The sequence below is a fragment of the Streptomyces sp. NPDC050528 genome, assembly GCF_044457795.1.
GTDB lineage: Bacteria > Actinomycetota > Actinomycetes > Streptomycetales > Streptomycetaceae > Streptomyces.
The window spans coordinates 399,420-415,591 of the sequence record NZ_JBITHH010000004.1; the positions used below are offsets into that span (position 1 = coordinate 399,420).

The window sequence follows — 16,172 nt, forward strand, 5'->3', positions numbered from 1 at the left end:
GGCAGAGCTGGACCACCGCTTACCGCGCTGCTCATAGCTCTTTGGAAGGCCAGTCCGGCAATCGGGCGCCGATGACGGCGGTCTGGAGCATGTAGCGGTGGGCCGGGTCGGCGGGGTTGGCGCCGGTGAGTTGGTGGATGCGCTCCAGCCGGTAGGTAAGGGCGCGCACGCTCAGTGTGAGGCGGCGGGCGGCTTCGGCGGCGACGCAGCAGGACGCGAAGTACGTGGCGAGGGTGTCGAGGAGGGGTTGGACGCCGCCGCGGGCGGTGGTGAGCGGGCCGAGGGTGTCGAGGACGAGGTCGGCCATGGCCTGGCGGTCGCGGGTGAGGACGGGGTGGACGAGCAGGTCGGCGGCGCGCAGGACCGGGTCGTCGAGGTCCAGCCGCTCAGCCAGTTCGAGGGTGTTCAGGACTTCCTCGTACGACTGGACGACCCCGCCTGTACCCGGCTGGGCGCGGCCGATCGCGACGCGTCCGCCGTCAGTGGCGGCGCACGCCTGCTTGGCGAAGGAGGTGAGGACCTCTTCCTGGTCGCCGGGTGCTACGCACAGCATCCGGCCGTCCTTCGTGGTGAGCGGGATGCTGCGGTCGCCGAAGCGGGCAATCAGGGAGCGTTCCAACTGGCGGGGCACCGGGGCGCTGTCGTCGTAGGGTGTCGGGCCCTGCGAGACGGCGACGGCGTGTGTGGGAGAGGCGCAGGCCGAAGCGCTCGGCGCGTTCGGCGAGCCGTCCCAGGTCGCTCCGGCCGTGGAGGAGGTCGTCGATGAACTCCCGCCGCGCCGCCTCCTCCTGCCGTACGGCGAGACGCTGGGCGCGTTCGTGGCCCTCGGCGAAGGCGTCGACGGCCTGTTGCATTGCGGCCAGGGTTCTGTCGGCGGAGCCGGGGGTCTGCGGCCAGGCGGCGCGGGTGGCGGCGAGATGGGCTTTGACGAGGGTGCGCAGTCCGTGGCCGGCGTCGGCGGCCTGTTCACCCAGGGCGCGGCGGGGCTCGATCTCCTCGCGGGTGAGGCGGCGGCCGGTGGCGGAGACGTCCGCCAGGAGTTGGGCATAGCCGTCCAGGTACTGCTGAGGTATTTCGTGCCCCTTCACGTCACCCCTTCGTTCCTTGACGCGCCGGTGACGTTTTCTTGGCGGCGACCGGCATCCAGACCTCAGTTAACTCTGCCGGGAACCGGCAATGCGGAGGTGCGCCCCTGACGTGCACGATGACTCAAGGGGAGCACGACGGACGGCCCCGCTGCCGGGCACCGGCAGCGGGGCCGACGGATGCCCGCAGTCCGGACAGCGATCGTCCTCCAACGCTATGAGGTCCTCGACGGACCTTCCGCGAGAAAGGCGTGGATCCGTTCGGAGATCAGGGGCCAGTCCCGACCGAACCAGATGAGGTGGCTGTCGGCCCGGCTTTCGATGAGCTCGGCGTGTGGGAGAACGGCGGCGAGTGCCCGGGCGTGCACGAAGCGCACCGCGGCGTCCTGGCGAGTGGCGATCACCAGGGCGGGCTGGGAGACCCGGACCGCATGCCCCACCGAATCTCCGGCAGTCGCAAGCTCCTTGAGATCACGTGTGAATCCTCGCCCCGACCGCATCCGCGAGAACAGTGCGAGCAGCCTCTCCCGGTCCTCCTGCCGAAGGCACGCCACCACATCCCGTACGGGCAGGAGGGTGAGGTCGCGCAGCAGCATCCGCAGGCCGACGTCGGGCGCGTACCGCACGAGGGAGTGAACGAGTGCCCAGGAGACGTGCTCCGTGTGCGGTGCGAAAACGATCCGGGCGCCGAGGCGGGTGCGGCGGTCGGGCCAGGGCAGCGGTCCGACGGCGCTCTGCAGAATCAGCCTCTGCACCAGTTCGGAATGGCGCGCCGCCATCGCCACCGCCGTGGGACCACCGCCCGATACGCCTACCACGGCAGCGACTTCGGTGATCCCGAGATGGGCGCCGAGCGCGGCGGCGGCGTCGGCGAACCCACCGGCCGATGCTCCGGTCGAGACCGGCGTGCGGCCGTACCCCGGGCGGGACGGCACGAGCACCGAGCATCCGGCTTCGGCGAACACCTCCTCGCCCAGCGAGAGCCCTGCGCGCAGGTGCCCGCCGTAGAAGACCACGACGGTGGCCGGACCACGTCGGTCGAGGCGGTACTCGACGCGCCCGGCGGCCAGCTCGGCCACCTCGGTGGGGTGTTCGTCCAGGCCGTGACGCCGGGCGTTGCTCACGGGGACTCCTTGCTCAGTCAGGGTGCGGGTGCGGCCGAGGACGAGCAGACCCTGCGGGATCCGGGCCGGGCACCGTCGTCGAAGCGGCCGTTGTCTGCCCCTGGACCGAGTCACCTGCGCATCGTGCCAGTGTTCGAGACCGGTGCCGCCCGACCGACCTGCTCTCCGCGTCGTAGGTCGCCGGGCAGGCCGGTTGTATCGTGCGAAGAGCTGTCCCGGCAGCGCATCCACATCATCGGCATGACGGTGGCCGCCGGGACTTGGAGAGTGAGACGGGAGCCGGCCGTGCGGGCGCGTGACTTGGCGGTGGAGTACGAGACGGTCGGCCTCGACAGCGATGCGATGGACGCCGCGCGGCTGATGGCCGAACACCGGCTGCCGGCGCTGCTGGTGGTGGACGAGCGGGGCGCGCCGAAGGCGATCCTGCCCGCCTCGCAGATGGTCAAGATCCTGGTGCCGGTGTACGTGGTCGAGGACCCGACGCTCGCCGCCGTGGTCGACGAACATCACGCCGACCGGTTGTGCCAGGCGCTCAAGGGCCGCAAGGTGCGCGACTGCCTGTCGAAGACCGTGCCCGCGCCGCCGGTCGCCGCCCCGGACGACACCGCGCTGGAGGTGGCCGCGCAGATGGCGCGGGTACGCAGCCCCCTGGTGGCGGTCGTGGAGCAGGACGCGGCCGGTGGCCGGCTCCTCGGCGTGATCACGGCGTCGCATCTGCTGGAACGGTTGCTCGCCGCTACGGCCTGACCTGCGGCGTCACCTGGTGTCCGGACTGTCGCCTTCATGGATGTCGAGGGCGCGGGGCACACCCAGTTGGTTGAGAGTGGCCCGTGCCTGGGCACCGGCGTGGGTGACGATCACCCGGGTGCCGTATGGCCGCGCCACCGTCGGAACTGAGGTAGGTCACCCGGCCCAGGTCGGCCTCCAGGACACGGGGCGGCCATGGCCGACCGGGCTTCCCGGCGCACCTGAACGCCACCCCAGGCCCAAGCGCCCTCGACCGCCGTTCGAGAGGCCGCCGGCCGGGCTGGTCAGGTTCCCAGGGCAGGGAGAAGCAGCGACCCCTTGTTGCCGGAACCCGGCAGAATTCCCACCTCGGCCTCGCTCACCAAGAGCTGTTAAAGAAGCGTCAAGGACCTGTATGGTTCCCAGCGGTGTGCCGGGAAGTCTGGTCGGCGAGTAGGGGATCACTCTCTCTTCCGATCGGGGGCGTAGGCCATGGTGCTCGTGATGATGTCCGGGGCCGCGCCGCTCTCCGCCTCCTCCCTCTTCTCGGTCGGCGGACTCCTGGTCACCGATGGCGTGCAGGTTTTCCCGCCCAAGCGATCGTGGTCCACGTCGCCTTTGCGGTTGTCGCCCACACCTCCACGCACCTCCTGGCTGCCCGGGCCCGCGCCCTCGATGTCGACGGCGAGTGTTGCGGCCCGCGGGGACTCCCGTCCGGATGGTGCGGACACCTGGGACGCCGCCCCGCCTCACATCACGGGCGCAACCGCCGAACCCGTCTCGGAATCCTGCGGAGGATCGTGAACGACTGGCACAGTTGGGCGGCGATCGCCGTGTTCGTCGGCGCGTACGCCCTGATCATCAGCGAGAAGATCCACCGCGTCGCCGTGGCCCTGGGCGGCGCGGGGCTGATGCTGGCGATCGGGGCGACCGACGACGTCTCGGCGTTCTACTCCGAGGACTCCGGCATCGACTGGAACGTCATCTTCCTGCTGATGGGCATGATGATGATCGTCGGCGTGCTGAAGAAGACCGGCATGTTCGAGTACCTGGCGATCTGGGCCGTGAAACGCGCCCGCGCCCAGCCGTTCCGGGTGATGGCCATGCTCGTCGTCATCACGGCCCTTGCCTCCGCGCTGCTCGACAACGTGACCACGGTGCTGCTGGTCGCCCCGGTGACGCTGCTGGTCTGCGAACGCCTTGCCCTGCCCGCGGCGCCGTTCCTGATCGCGGAGGTGTTCGCCTCGAACATCGGCGGCACCGCGACCCTGGTCGGCGACCCGCCCAACATCATCATCGCCAGCCGGGCCGGGATCACCTTCAACGACTTCCTGGTCCACCTCGCTCCGCTGTCCGCGCTGCTCGTCGTCGTCCTGGTCGTGCTGTGCCGGGTCATGTTCCGCAAGACGTTCGTGTACGACGGAGACCGAGCCGCCGAGATCATGGCGCTGGAGGAACGCGAGGCCATCAAGGACCCGCGCCTGCTGGTCCAGGGCCTGGCCGTCCTGGCCCTGGTGGTGGCCGGCTTCGTCCTCCACCCCGTACTGCACTACGAGCCCAGCATCGTCGCCCTGCTCGGCGCCGGACTGCTCGTCGCCGTCTCCGCGGCCGAGACGAGCGAGGTCCTCGCCGAGGTGGAATGGCCCACGCTCGCCTTCTTCGCCGGACTGTTCATCATGATCGGCGGCCTCATCGACACCGGTGTCATCGACGAGGTCTCCAAGGCGCTCGCCGACGCGATCGGCACGAACGAACTCGGCGGGTCCCTGACGATGCTGGGCGCCTCCGCGGTCCTGTCCGGGGTCGTGGACAACATTCCGTACGTCGCCACGATGGCGCCCATCACGAGCGACCTGGTGCACACCATGGGCGGCTCCGGAGACCACGTCATGTGGTGGGCCCTCGCCCTCGGTGCCGACCTCGGCGGCAACGCCACCGCGATCGGTGCCTCCGCGAACGTCGTCGTCCTCGGCATCGCCGAACGCAACCGACAACCCATCACCTTCTGGCAGTTCACCAAGTACGGCCTGATCGTCACCGCCGTCACCGTGGCCATCTCGCTCGGTTACGTGTGGCTGCGCTACTTCGCGCCGGCCTGAGCCGGCGCACTGGAATCCGACAGAGAGGAACAAGGAGACAGACATGGGTACTCCACGCTTGAGTAGTACGCCGTTGCCGGGGATCGGTGTTCGCTACGACCTGACGACACGTGAGCAGCGCCGTGTGTCGGTGGTCGCGCACCGGGACGGCGAGCGCACGCTGAACGCGTACCGTACGGACGACCCGGACGCCTGCGCCCTGTCGGTACGGCTGACCGCGGGGGAGACGACGGCGCTCATCGACGCCCTGCTGCCCTCGCACCACAGCCCGAATCTGCTGTCCACCACCGAACTCGGGCTGGTCGCGGAGCGCGTCGCGCTGTCGGCGCTCTCGTACTGGAACGGCCGTGTGCTGGGCGAGACCCGGATGCGTACCGAGACCGGCGTCTCGATCGTGGCCGTACTGCGCCGCGCCGAGGCCGTGCCGTCTCCCACGCCGGACTTCCGGCTGGCCGGCGGGGACACCCTGATCGTGATCGGCACGCGCGAGGGCGTCGAGTCGGCCGCGGCGATACTCGGGCGGGAGTGAACCGGTGCATTCCTCCGCGAGGTTCCTGATCGAGTTCGGCGCGATCATCCTGGCCCTGGGGCTGCTGGGCCGGTTCGCCGCGCGCTTCCAGTTCTCCCCGATACCCCTCTATCTGCTGGCCGGACTGGCCTTCGGCGAGGGCGGGTTGCTCCCCTTGGGCACGAGCGAGGAGTTCGTGGCCATCGGTGCCGAGATCGGCGTAGTCCTGCTGCTGTTGATGCTCGGCCTGGAGTACTCCGCCAGCGATCTCGTCTCCAACCTCAAGACCCAGTACACCGCCGGTCTCGTCGACGCCGCGCTGAACGCGCTCCCCGGCGCGGCCATGGCGCTGCTCCTCGGCTGGGGACCGGTCGCCGCGGTGGTGCTGGCCGGGGTCACCTGGATCTCCTCCTCCGGTGTCATCGCCAAGGTCCTCGGCGACCTGGGCCGCCTCGGCAACCGCGAGACCCCCGTCATCCTCAGCGTCCTGGTCCTGGAAGACCTCTCCATGGCCGTCTACCTCCCGATCATCACCGCCCTGCTGGCCGGCACGGGCCTCGCGGCAGGCAGCCTCACCCTGGCCGTAGCGCTCGGCGCCGCGGCACTCGTCCTGCTCGTCGCGGTCCGCTACGGCCGTCACATCTCCCGTTTCGTCTCCAGCGACGACCCCGAGAAGCTGCTGCTGGTCGTGCTGGGCCTGACCCTGCTGGTGGCCGGACTCGCCCAGCAGCTCCAAGTCTCCGCTGCCGTGGGCGCGTTCCTGGTCGGCATCGCCTTGTCCGGCGAGGCAGCGGAGGGCGCGCACAACCTGCTGTCCCCGCTGCGGGACCTGTTCGCCGCCGTGTTCTTCGTCTTCTTCGGCCTGCACACCGACCCGGCGAGCATCCCGCCGGTCCTGCTCCCCGCGCTGGCCCTGGCGGTCGTCACCGCGGGCACGAAGATCGCCACGGGGTACTGGGCGGCCCGGCGCGCCGGGATCTCGGCGAAGGGCCGCTGGCGGGCGGGCGGCACGCTGGTCGCCCGGGGCGAGTTCTCCATCGTCATCGCCGGACTCGCCGTCACCGCCGGCATCGAACCCTCCCTCGGCCCGCTGGCCACGGCGTACGTACTGATCCTGGTCATCGTCGGCCCCCTCACCGCCCGCTACACCGAGCCCCTGGCCACCCGCCTGACCGGACGATGGGACAAGGCCGACCCCAAGGCCGATACGGGGGAAGACCCTGAGATCACGGCCGAGGAGCAGTACGGGGTGGTCTAAAGGGGTTTGAAGGGTGTTGCACAAGGCCGTGTTCGGGCAGGTCAGGGCCCGTGTAGGCAGTCCTCTGGTCATGATGCAAGGGCGAGGTTGTGCATGGGGGCGACGGGGGTCCTCGCCGGATGACCAAGCAATCAACCAGGTCAGCAAGCGTGCGCGATGTGACGCCGACCGGCAGTCGGCCATTCGCCCCGTTTCGACTGCCCAAGACAGGTCCAAGCGCCTGTCGGAGCCCAGCCACTCGTCCTGGTTCGGTGACCCACGTCACACCCGGCTCCTGTCAGCAATCGGGGCGCCATCTCGTTCGAAGGGCACGCGAATGAGACAGGAGCAACGCCATGAAGCACCGCATCGTCGTACTCGGTGCCGGATATGCCGGGGCCTTCGCCGCCGGGAACCTGGCCCGCCGGCTCTCCCCCTCGGATATCGAGATCACCGTCGTCAACGCCGTGCCCGACTTCGTTGAGCGGATGCGGCTCCACCAGCTCGCGACCGGCCAGGACCTGGCGTGCCGCAAGCTCGCCGATGTATTCGAGGGCACCGGGGTGCGGCTGCGCCTGGCGCGCGTCATGCGCGTCGACCCTGGGCGCAGGACCGTCGCCGTGACCGGCGAGGACGGCGATGGCGAGCTCGCGTACGACACGCTTCTCTACACGCTCGGCAGCTCCGTGGCCCACCACGGCGTGCCCGGTGTGGTCGAGTACGCCTTCGATGTGACCGGCCTGTCCTCGGCGCTGCGTCTGCGCGAGCGCCTGGCCGGCCTGGGTGAGGGCGGCACCGTGCTGGTCGTCGGTGAGGGACTGACCGGCATCGAGACCGCCACCGAGTTCGCCGAGTCCCGGCCCGACCTCTCGGTCGCGCTCGCCGCCCGCTGCGAGCTGGGCGCCTGGCTCTCGTCAAAGGCCCGCCGTCACCTGCGCCGTGCCTTCGACCGGCTCGGCATCACCGTCCACGAGCACACCGGCATCGAAGCCGTCGAGCCGACCCGGGCGATCACCGCCGACGGTACGTCTATCCCGGCCGATGTGACCGTGTGGTCGGCCGGGTTCGCCGTGCACCCCATCGCGGCCGCCAGCGGCCTGGAGGTCGCCGAGACCGGCCAGATCGTCGTCGACCGCACCATGCGCTCGGTCTCCCACCCGGACGTCTACGCCGCGGGTGACTGCGCCTACGCGATCGGAGAGAACGGCCGGCCGCTGCCGATGTCCTGCGCCTCGGCCGGCTCCACCAACATGCAGGCGACCGCCGCGATCATCGCGCGCCTGACCGCCCGTGACGTGCCGACCATCGGGCTGAAGTACTACGGCAACCACATCAGCCTCGGGCGGCGGGACGCGATCTTCCAGATGGTGGACGGAGACGTCCGGTCGAAGTCCTGGTACCTGGGCGGCAAGGCCGCCGCGCGGCTGAAGTCGGGCGTGCTCAACGGGGCCGGGTGGGGCATCGACCACCCGACCTTCGGTATGCCGAAGCGCAAGCGCCGCCTGGCCACCGCGCCTGACCGGGTCGGTGTGAGGGCCGCTGCGTAGGGTGCTACGCATGGACAGCGCAGCCGTCGACCGGTTCGAGGCGAGCCGGGGCCGGCTGGCCTCGCTCGCGTACCGTCTGCTCGGCTCGGCCGCCGACGCCGAGGACGCCGTGCAGGACACGTTCCTGCGCTGGCAGGCCGCAGACCGCGAACGGGTCGAGGTGCCGGAAGCGTGGCTGACCAAAGTCGTCACCCGTCTCTGCCTCGACCGGCTCCGCTCGGCGCAGGCGCGCCACGAGCGGGCAGCCGGTGCCTGGCTGCCCGAGCCCCTTCTTGAGGGCGACCCCATGCTCGGCCCGGCCGATACCTTCGAGCAGCGCGAATCGGTGTCCCTCGCGGTCCTGACCCTGATGGAGCGGCTCTCCCCGGTCGAACGGGCCGTCTACGTCCTGCGTGAGGCCTTCTCGTACAGCCACGCCGAGATCGCCAGGATCCTCGACATCAGCGAGTCCGCGAGCCAGCAGCACGTCCACCGGGCCCGGGTCCGGGTCGCCGCCGAGCGCCGTCGCGGCGGCGAGGCCGACCCCGCGTCCGCGCGCCGGGTCGTCGAGGAATTCCTCGCCGCTGCCACGTCGGGGCGCACCGAACGGCTGGTGGCTCTGCTCACCGACGACGTGACGGCGGTCTCGGACGGCTACGGACTGAGCACGCGGCTGTTGCGCTACGAGACGCGCGAACGGGTCGCCTCCTACGTGCGAGCCGGCTTCAAGCCCACGCCGGCGAAGCGGCGGCTGGCCGGCGGCTCGCCCGCGATGCATGTCGCGCTGGTCAACGGCTCCCCGGCGGTCCTCGCGGTAGTCGACGACCGGGTCGTGGGCGCCGTGGCGTTCGAAGTCAGCAACGGCAAGATCGTGTCCCTGCGCGGGATCGCCGCCGCAGACCGGCTCGCGCGCCTCAATGAGGTCTGGCGGCAGCACGAACCCGACGCACCGGTCATCGACGCATGGTGACCGAATCCACCGGAGTGGCCAACCACGAATCGTCACGGGAGGGCTGACCAGGGCGGATCACAGCGCCCCTGGCCACCCATCGCTCGGATTCACACCCGAAGCCGATATCGGGACAGCCCTCAGGCAAGTCGACGGAGCAGGTCCTCCGCCACCGTGGTCGGGGCCCGGACCGTCATTTGGGGCGTTGAGTACGGCGACCTGGCGGGCCTGCCGTTGGCTTGGGGCGGGCGCACCTTCCAGCGGTGGCGGTGGGCGGTCCGGTCGCTGCGGACGCCGTCGGGACGGTGTGGGTACGTGCGCTGTCAGGAATGCATCAAGACCGCAGCCTTCCCGGTAGCCGGGCGGGGGCGGCAGCGGGATGCTGGCCCCGCCGACGCCGTACCGCGTCGATCCCCGTGCGGGCCGCCTCTTGGACATGGGGCAGCCCCGCGTTCTCGTGAGGTGGTGGACCATGCGGATGCCTCTGCGTGACCGGATCGCCCTGGCGGTTGCCCTGCCCGCTCCGCTGGTCGTCGCCCTGGCCCTGGTGCCCTTCCGTACGCACATGACGTCCGCGAACCTGGCGCTGATCCTGGTCGTGATCATCGTGGCGGTCGCCGCCCTCGGCAGCCGGACCGCCGGAGTGCTGGCCGCGCTCTCGGCAGCGGCATGGTTCGACTTCTTCCTCACCCGCCCCTACCAGCGGTTCACCATCTCCCAGGGCGACGACATCACCACCACGCTCCTGCTGCTGGCGGTGGGCGTGGCCGTCTCCCAACTGGCCGCCCATGCCCGCACCTTGAAGCTGGTGACCGTCACCGACGCGGCTCATCTGGCGCGGATCCACGAGACGGCGAGCATGGTCCAAGGGGGAGCCTCGCCGTACGCCGTGGTGGACCAGGTACGACAGCAGCTCGTCGAGATCCTGGGACTGCGTGGTTGCCGCTTCGAACACGGGACGCTGCTGGGCAGGCACCCCCGCTTGGAACAGGACGGCATGCTGACTGTTGCCCGGGCCCACTGGGACCTGGACAAGGACGGCTGGCCCGGTGAGGAGATCGAACTGCGTGCCTCGGTCGGAGGCCGCTACCTCGGCCGGTTCATGATGCGGCCGGAGCCCGGCACGCTGCCGCCACCGCTGCAGGCGCGGCTCGTGGCCGTGAGCCTGGCCGACCATGTCGGCGCCGCGTTGGACACCGCGGGACCGGTGCTCGACCGCTGACCACCTTCGCGCCCCGTTCGTTGGTAGGGCACGGCCGACGCGGGCCCGCTGTCACCACCTGTTTGCTTCATCCTGGATCTGTCGGGCGGCGTTCGCGTGGTGCTGCGGCGTGACGGCCTTGAGGCGGCGGGCCGTCCGATCGGCGCGAGGGGCTTGCCTCATGATCCGCGTGTGCCCCAGCCCCCAACCCCTGTTCCGATACCGCTGTGGGGCCAGTGGCAGGCGAGGGCTGGGCACGACGAGCCTCCTGCCCCGCCTCCCGGGGTCTGCCCGGCTCGCCGTCACCAGCCCGTCAGGAGCAGGTGGTTGAGGAGCAGGGCCAGGACAGCCTGTGCCGTGAGCCAGGCGCGGGGCCGGGGGAGGAACGCGCAGGCGGGGAGCAGCCACATCGCGAACGGCAGCCAGATGCGTTCCGTCTCCGCCTTGCTCATACCGGAGAGGTCGGCGACGAGAAGGGCGAGCAGTGCGGCGAACACGAGCAGGGCGAGGCGGGGTTCGGGCGCGGCGGTACGGAAACCGCCCCGGAGGTCCCGGAGTTCGGGACGTGCGGAAGCGGTGCCCGCCCGCCGCAGTCCCGCCACCGTCGCGGGGCCCACGATCAGCGCGGTGCAGGCCAGGTTCGCCCACACCCAGTAGCCGTAGGGCCGGGTCCCCCCGACGCCTTCGTAGTAGCGGGTGATCAACAGGTGGTACGCCTCCCACCAGTTGAAGCCGAGGAGCGTGAACACGAGGGGGACGACGGCGAGTCCGGCGGCGACGTACGGGAGGGGGCGAAGCCGTCGGTGGCCGAGCAGCAGTGCGGCGCCCGCGATCACGGCGAACAGTGTCAGGCCGTAGGAGAGGTACGCGGTGAGGCCGAAGAGGAGGCCGGAGGCGAGACCGGCGGAGCGTGGCCGGTTGCCTGTGACAGCGAGGGCGAGGAACGCGACCGACCAGGCGGCGACCGCCGCGAAGTAGCCGTCGGCGGAGGTGCCCATCCACACGGCGGCGGGGGCGAGGACGAGGAACGGCGCGGCGCGGCGGGCCAGTTCCTCACCGGCGAGTACGCGCACGGTGACGAGGACCGCCGCGCCCGCCGTCGCCCCGACGGTGATGCACCAGACGCCCGCCCAGGCCCCGCCGCCCAGCCCGATCCGGTCCAGGAGGACGAAGGTGACGGTGGCCGCCGGGGGGTGCCCGGCGATGTGTGCGGGCCAGGGGGCGGGGGAGTGGCTGAGGATGTGGTGGGTGAAGTCGCGCAGGGTGGCGGGGATGTCGTGGAAGCGGCCGATGACCGTGAGGTACTCGTTCGTGGTCGTCAGCCGTCCCGCGATGCCGCGCTGCCAGCCGTCGACCAGCGCCAGCGAGAACGTCCACGCCATGGCGGTGCCCCAGGCGGTGAACAGCAGGGCCCGCCAGGGCAGCCGGGCGGCGAGTGCGGGACCGTAGGCGACGACGGCGACCGCGACGGCGAGCGCCGCCGGGGTGCCGGGGCCGACGTGCGGTTCCCACTGGGCGAAGACGGGTGGCCAGGCGACGAAGAGCGAATGGTCACGGCGTTGGACGGCGTCGCCGACGAGGACGGCCACCAGGACGAGCACGGCGGCGGCGAGGGCTGCGGCCAGGTCGTGGACGAGGTCGCGTCGGCGGTCGCCCGGAACGTCACGAGGACGGTCGTCGGGACGGACACGGGGACGGTCGCGGAGAAGATCGCGGTTCACACCGACACGCTAGGCCGGGGGGTGGTCGATGGAGCCGCCGCCGGAGTGGACGTCAGGGTTTCGTCATGGTTTGCGAACCCGTTCGGGGGGTGTCCTCGGCCTACGGTCGGGTCATGCCACGTTCCCCCTCCTCACCTGCGTTCTGGCGCAGCCCGCTGCGCGGTCCCTGGTTCACCTCCGTGCTGGGCGTCGTGCTGCTCGTCGGGATCACGGTGCTGTTCGTGACGGGCCTGGTGTCGTACGCCGCCTACAACCCGGACCTGTCGCCGGTGAACGACCAGACCCCGGACAAGGGCCTGCTGGGCTTCTATCTCTTCTCCTGGCCGACGCACCCGTCCTGGCTGTACCGCCTCACGCAGGGCGTCCATGTCACCCTCGGCATCGCGCTGATTCCCGTGCTGCTGGCCAAGCTGTGGTCGGTCGTGCCGAAGCTGTTCGCACTGCCGCCCGCCCGCTCCCTGGCCCATGCGCTGGAACGGCTCTCGCTGCTTCTCCTCGTGGGCGGCGCTCTGTTCGAGTTCACCACCGGCGTCCTCAACGTCCAGCTGGACTACATCTTCCCCGGCTCCTTCTACCCCCTGCACTTCTACGGCGCCTGGGTCTTCTTCGCCGCCTTCCTCGCGCACGCCGTCCTGAAGACCCCCCTGGCCCTGCGCAACTTGCGCCATCTACGGGACGAACATCCTTCAGGGGAAGGGGAGTTGGTGTCGCCGAACCCCGCCGAACCCACCGTCTCGCGGCGCGGTGCCCTCGGTGTGGTGGGCGGCGGATCGCTGCTCCTGCTCGCCACGACGGCGGGCCGCAGCTTCGACGGACCGCTGCGGGAGACGGCGGTCCTCGCACCGCACGGCGGGCCCGAACCGGGCGGCGGTCCAGGCGGGTTCCAGATCAACAAGACGGCCGCCTACGCGGGCATCAGCCCGACGGAGACCGGAGCGGAAGCGTGGCGGCTGGTCGTGACCGGGCGCGACGGCCGCAGCGTACGGCTGGCCCGCCCCCAGCTCCTCCAACTGGCTCTCCACAGCTCGGCGTTGCCCATCGCCTGTGTGGAGGGCTGGTCGACCTCGGACCAGTGGTGGCGGGGTGTACGACTGCGGGATCTGGCCGCGCTGGTCGGACACGACGATCCCGTGGACGTGTTCGTGGAGTCGCTGCAACGCCACGGGGCGTTTCGGCGCGCGGCCCTGCGTGCCAACCAGGTCGCCGACCCGCGTTCCCTGCTCGCCCTGTTCGTCAACGGCGAGGACCTCACCCCCGACCACGGCTACCCGGCGCGCGTCATCGTCCCTGCGGCGCCCGGCGTGCTGAACACCAAATGGGTGGCCCGGATGACGTTCGGAGACCTGTGATGCGCATTCCGTTCAGACGGCCGCCCCTCGGCAGCCCGCTGCAGATCCTTCTCCTCGCCTGCTCGTTCGCGCTCGCCGGGTACGCGGGGGTGCGGCTGCTCGCGGACGACTGGTTCGGGGTGGCGCTGTGGTTCGTGGGCGCGGCGCTGGTGCACGATCTCGTGCTGGTGCCGTTGTACGCGGGGGCGGACCGGGCCCTGGCGGGAGCGTTGGGGGCGGTCGGTCGCCGGACGTGGACGGTCTACGTCCGGGTCCCGGCCCTGCTGTCCGGCCTCCTGCTGCTGGTGTGGTTCCCGTTGATCAGCGGGCAGGTGGCGGACCACTACCGGTCGGCCACCGGCCTGTCCGGCGACGGGTTCCTGTCCCGCTGGCTGCTGGTCACCGCGGTGCTGTTCGGGGGCTCGGCCGCGCTGCTCGTCCTGCGGTCGCTGCGGTTGCGCAGGGTGAGGAAGGAGCGGCCGTCGGCCGTCCACTGACCGTCCGGGCGCCACCCCGCCCGGCGGGCGTGGCGCAGCAGGGCAGGGGTGCCCAGGCGGGCCCAGGGGAAGGCTGTGCCGGAGGTGCCTCGGCCGTCGGCGACGTGCACCTGCACGCGTTCGTCGACATCGACCGGCACTGTCTCGGCGATCAACAGCCCGCCGGGGGCGAGGAGTTGGGACATCCGGCGGAGCAGGGCGTGGGGGTTGCCGCCGATGCCGACGTTGCCGTCGACGAGGAGGGCGGTGTCCCAGCGACCCTCGCCGGGGAGGGGTTCGAAGACGGGCCGGCGCAGCGCCTGCCCGCCCAGCCGCACGGTGTGTGCGACGGCGGCCTCACTGACATCGATACCCAGAGCTCGCCGCCCCCGCGCGGCGAGCGCCGCCACCAGCCGCCCGGGTCCGCACCCCACGTCGAGCACGGCCCCCTCGCACCGCCCCAGCACCTCCAGGTCCGCGGCATCGGCCTCGGCGCACCACCGCTCGACCTCCAGGGGCAGCAGCCAGCCGTCGCTGCGCCGCAGGTAGAGAGGACCGCGGCCGGTACGCAGAGCATCGGTGTACGGATCGGCGGACCAGGGGCGTGCTGTGACGTCGAGCGTTACGGAGGGCAGCCGCCCGGCGGTCGGCGCGGATCGCTTGCCGAGATCCGCCGTCGGGTGACCGGCCAGGCTCGGCGGGAGATGGTTCATGAGGGCGGTTGCCGGGCTCCTCTTCACCGTCGGCTGCTCCGTCTCGTGTCCGGCCGTCACCGGGCAACTGCCGTGCGCAGCCTGGCCAGTTCGCCGGCGAATCGCCCCTCCGGCGCTTCGGCGGCGACCAGTTCGGCGTCGTGGGCCGTGTCGACGTCACGCAGACTCGGCAGGTCGTGGACGCGCAGTCCCGCGGCGGTGAGCCGGGCGCGCTGCACAGCACCGGTGGTGGGTGTCGACATCGGTACGCCGCGCAGGAGCGCCGGGTCGGGGTCGGCGAGGCCCAGGGCCCAGAAGCCGCCGTCCTCGGCCGGCCCGAAGTACGCGTCGCAGTCGGTGAAGTCGACGGTGAGGAGTTCGGGTGTCACCTGCGGGGTGTCCATGCCGATGAGCAGCGCGGGCCCGTCGCAGCCGGCGAAGGCGGCGGCCAGCCGCTCGTCGAGCCCGCCGTCGCACTGCGGTACGACGGCGAAGCCCGGCGGCAGCCAGGGGCCCGGCGCTCCGGCGAGCACCAGCACCCGCCGCCGTGCGGGCGTCGCCAGCACCACGTGCAGGGTGTCGACCAGCGACGCCTCGGCGAGCGCGGCGGCCTCCTCGGGCGTGAACGACGGTGTGAGCCGGGTCTTCACCCGTCCCGGCAGCGGTTCCTTGGCGATGACAAGAAGAGTGGTCACCGAGAGATCACTCCTTGGGAGGGGGAGAAGGAGCCGGTGGCCGACACGCCCGTGGGTGCCGGGGGTTCGGCCAGGACGCGGCGCATGTCCCGCACCGCCTGCCAGGTTCCGCGCCAGGTCCCGGTGACCTTGGAGGCGCCGGTGCGTGGCAGATACGGCACGTCGTGCTCGGCCACCCGCAGGCCGGCGTCCGCGGCGCGCACGACCATCTGGAGCGGGTAGCCGCTGCGCCGGTCCGTCAGACCGAGGGCGAGCAGATCCGCGCGGCGGGCCGCACGGAGCGGCCCGAGGTCGTGCAGGCGCAGTCCGGTGCGGCGGCGCAGCATCCCGGCGAGCGCCAGATTTCCGGCCCGGGCGTGCGCGGGCCAGGCACCTCGTCCCCGCGGACGGCGCCGCCCGAGTACCAGGTCGGCCTCGCCGTCCCGGACTTCGCGCACGAAGGACACCAGCAGGGACGGGTCGAGCGAGGCGTCGCAGTCGCAGAAACACACGATGTCCGCGGTGGCGGCCGTCAGCCCGGCGTGGCAGGCGGCACCGAATCCGCGGCGCTCCTCATGCACGACGGTGGCGCCGAGGCCGCGGGCCAGTTCCGCCGAACCGTCCGTGGATCCGTTGTCCACGACGAGCGCACGCCAGCCGGCCGGGATGCGGGCGAGTACCCAGGGCAGGGCCTCGGCCTCGTTCAGACAGGGGAGGACCACGTCGACAGACGCCGGGTCCGGTTCCGTTGCGGGGAAGGTCGTCACGGCTTTCACCCTACGGGCGAGAATCCGACATATCGGGCTTCCGGTCCTTACGAAACGCG

Annotated in this window: 13 protein-coding genes and 1 pseudogene; 8 read left to right on the forward strand and 6 right to left on the reverse strand. The window is 71.4% G+C overall.

Annotation, left to right across the window (positions count from 1 at the left end):
- Positions 1–31: 31 nt before the first annotated feature.
- Positions 32–1,088: pseudogene (locus ACIBK4_RS16740) on the reverse strand (PucR family transcriptional regulator).
- 212 nt (positions 1,089–1,300) lie between these two features.
- Complete coding sequence (locus ACIBK4_RS16745) at positions 1,301–2,209, reverse strand: alpha/beta fold hydrolase (RefSeq protein WP_398995475.1); 909 nt, start codon at positions 2,207–2,209, stop codon at positions 1,301–1,303.
- A gap of 285 nt (positions 2,210–2,494) precedes the next feature.
- Between ACIBK4_RS16745 and ACIBK4_RS16750 the strand changes: the two genes are divergently transcribed.
- The 7 genes from ACIBK4_RS16750 (at position 2,495) to ACIBK4_RS16780 (ending at position 10,476) form a co-directional block, all read left to right on the forward strand.
- Positions 2,495–2,956 (forward strand): CBS domain-containing protein, encoded by a 462-nt coding sequence (locus ACIBK4_RS16750; protein WP_398995476.1) that lies wholly within the window; start codon positions 2,495–2,497, stop codon positions 2,954–2,956.
- Between the two features lie 779 nt (positions 2,957–3,735).
- Positions 3,736–5,034: an SLC13 family permease gene (locus ACIBK4_RS16755; protein WP_398995477.1), complete on the forward strand. Its 1,299-nt coding sequence runs from the start codon at positions 3,736–3,738 to the stop codon at positions 5,032–5,034.
- A 43-nt stretch (positions 5,035–5,077) separates the two neighbouring features.
- The gene (locus tag ACIBK4_RS16760; protein ID WP_398995478.1) at positions 5,078–5,563 is read left to right on the forward strand and encodes a cation:proton antiporter regulatory subunit; all 486 of its coding nucleotides are present in this window, start codon (positions 5,078–5,080) and stop codon (positions 5,561–5,563) included.
- A gap of 4 nt (positions 5,564–5,567) precedes the next feature.
- The gene (locus ACIBK4_RS16765; protein WP_398995479.1) at positions 5,568–6,800 is read left to right on the forward strand and encodes a cation:proton antiporter; all 1,233 of its coding nucleotides are present in this window, start codon (positions 5,568–5,570) and stop codon (positions 6,798–6,800) included.
- A 335-nt stretch (positions 6,801–7,135) separates the two neighbouring features.
- Complete coding sequence (locus ACIBK4_RS16770) at positions 7,136–8,326, forward strand: NAD(P)/FAD-dependent oxidoreductase (protein ID WP_398995480.1); 1,191 nt, start codon at positions 7,136–7,138, stop codon at positions 8,324–8,326.
- A gap of 10 nt (positions 8,327–8,336) precedes the next feature.
- Positions 8,337–9,275: a sigma-70 family RNA polymerase sigma factor gene (locus ACIBK4_RS16775; RefSeq protein ID WP_398995481.1), complete on the forward strand. Its 939-nt coding sequence runs from the start codon at positions 8,337–8,339 to the stop codon at positions 9,273–9,275.
- Between the two features lie 451 nt (positions 9,276–9,726).
- Positions 9,727–10,476 (forward strand): DUF4118 domain-containing protein, encoded by a 750-nt coding sequence (locus tag ACIBK4_RS16780; protein ID WP_398995482.1) that lies wholly within the window; start codon positions 9,727–9,729, stop codon positions 10,474–10,476.
- A gap of 281 nt (positions 10,477–10,757) precedes the next feature.
- On the opposite strand, the gene ACIBK4_RS16785 is transcribed toward ACIBK4_RS16780, so the two are convergent.
- Positions 10,758–12,176, reverse strand: coding sequence for a hypothetical protein (locus ACIBK4_RS16785; protein ID WP_398995483.1), 1,419 nt, complete (start codon positions 12,174–12,176; stop codon positions 10,758–10,760).
- A 113-nt stretch (positions 12,177–12,289) separates the two neighbouring features.
- Here ACIBK4_RS16785 and ACIBK4_RS16790 point away from each other — a divergent pair, with 113 nt between their 5' ends.
- Positions 12,290–13,525, forward strand: coding sequence for a molybdopterin-dependent oxidoreductase (locus ACIBK4_RS16790; RefSeq protein ID WP_398995484.1), 1,236 nt, complete (start codon positions 12,290–12,292; stop codon positions 13,523–13,525).
- Positions 13,526–13,847: 322 nt separating this feature from the next.
- Here ACIBK4_RS16790 and ACIBK4_RS16795 read toward each other — a convergent pair whose 3' ends face one another.
- From ACIBK4_RS16795 to ACIBK4_RS16805, 3 genes are read right to left on the reverse strand one after another with little or no spacing between them, the layout of a single operon-like run.
- The gene (locus tag ACIBK4_RS16795; RefSeq protein ID WP_398995781.1) at positions 13,848–14,693 is read right to left on the reverse strand and encodes a class I SAM-dependent methyltransferase; all 846 of its coding nucleotides are present in this window, start codon (positions 14,691–14,693) and stop codon (positions 13,848–13,850) included.
- Positions 14,694–14,749: 56 nt separating this feature from the next.
- Positions 14,750–15,367, reverse strand: coding sequence for a DUF2064 domain-containing protein (locus tag ACIBK4_RS16800; protein ID WP_398995485.1), 618 nt, complete (start codon positions 15,365–15,367; stop codon positions 14,750–14,752).
- Positions 15,364–16,122: a glycosyltransferase family 2 protein gene (locus tag ACIBK4_RS16805; RefSeq protein WP_398995486.1), complete on the reverse strand. Its 759-nt coding sequence runs from the start codon at positions 16,120–16,122 to the stop codon at positions 15,364–15,366. The genes ACIBK4_RS16800 and ACIBK4_RS16805 overlap by 4 nt, the downstream gene beginning before the upstream one ends.
- Between the last annotated feature and the right edge of the window lie 50 nt (positions 16,123–16,172).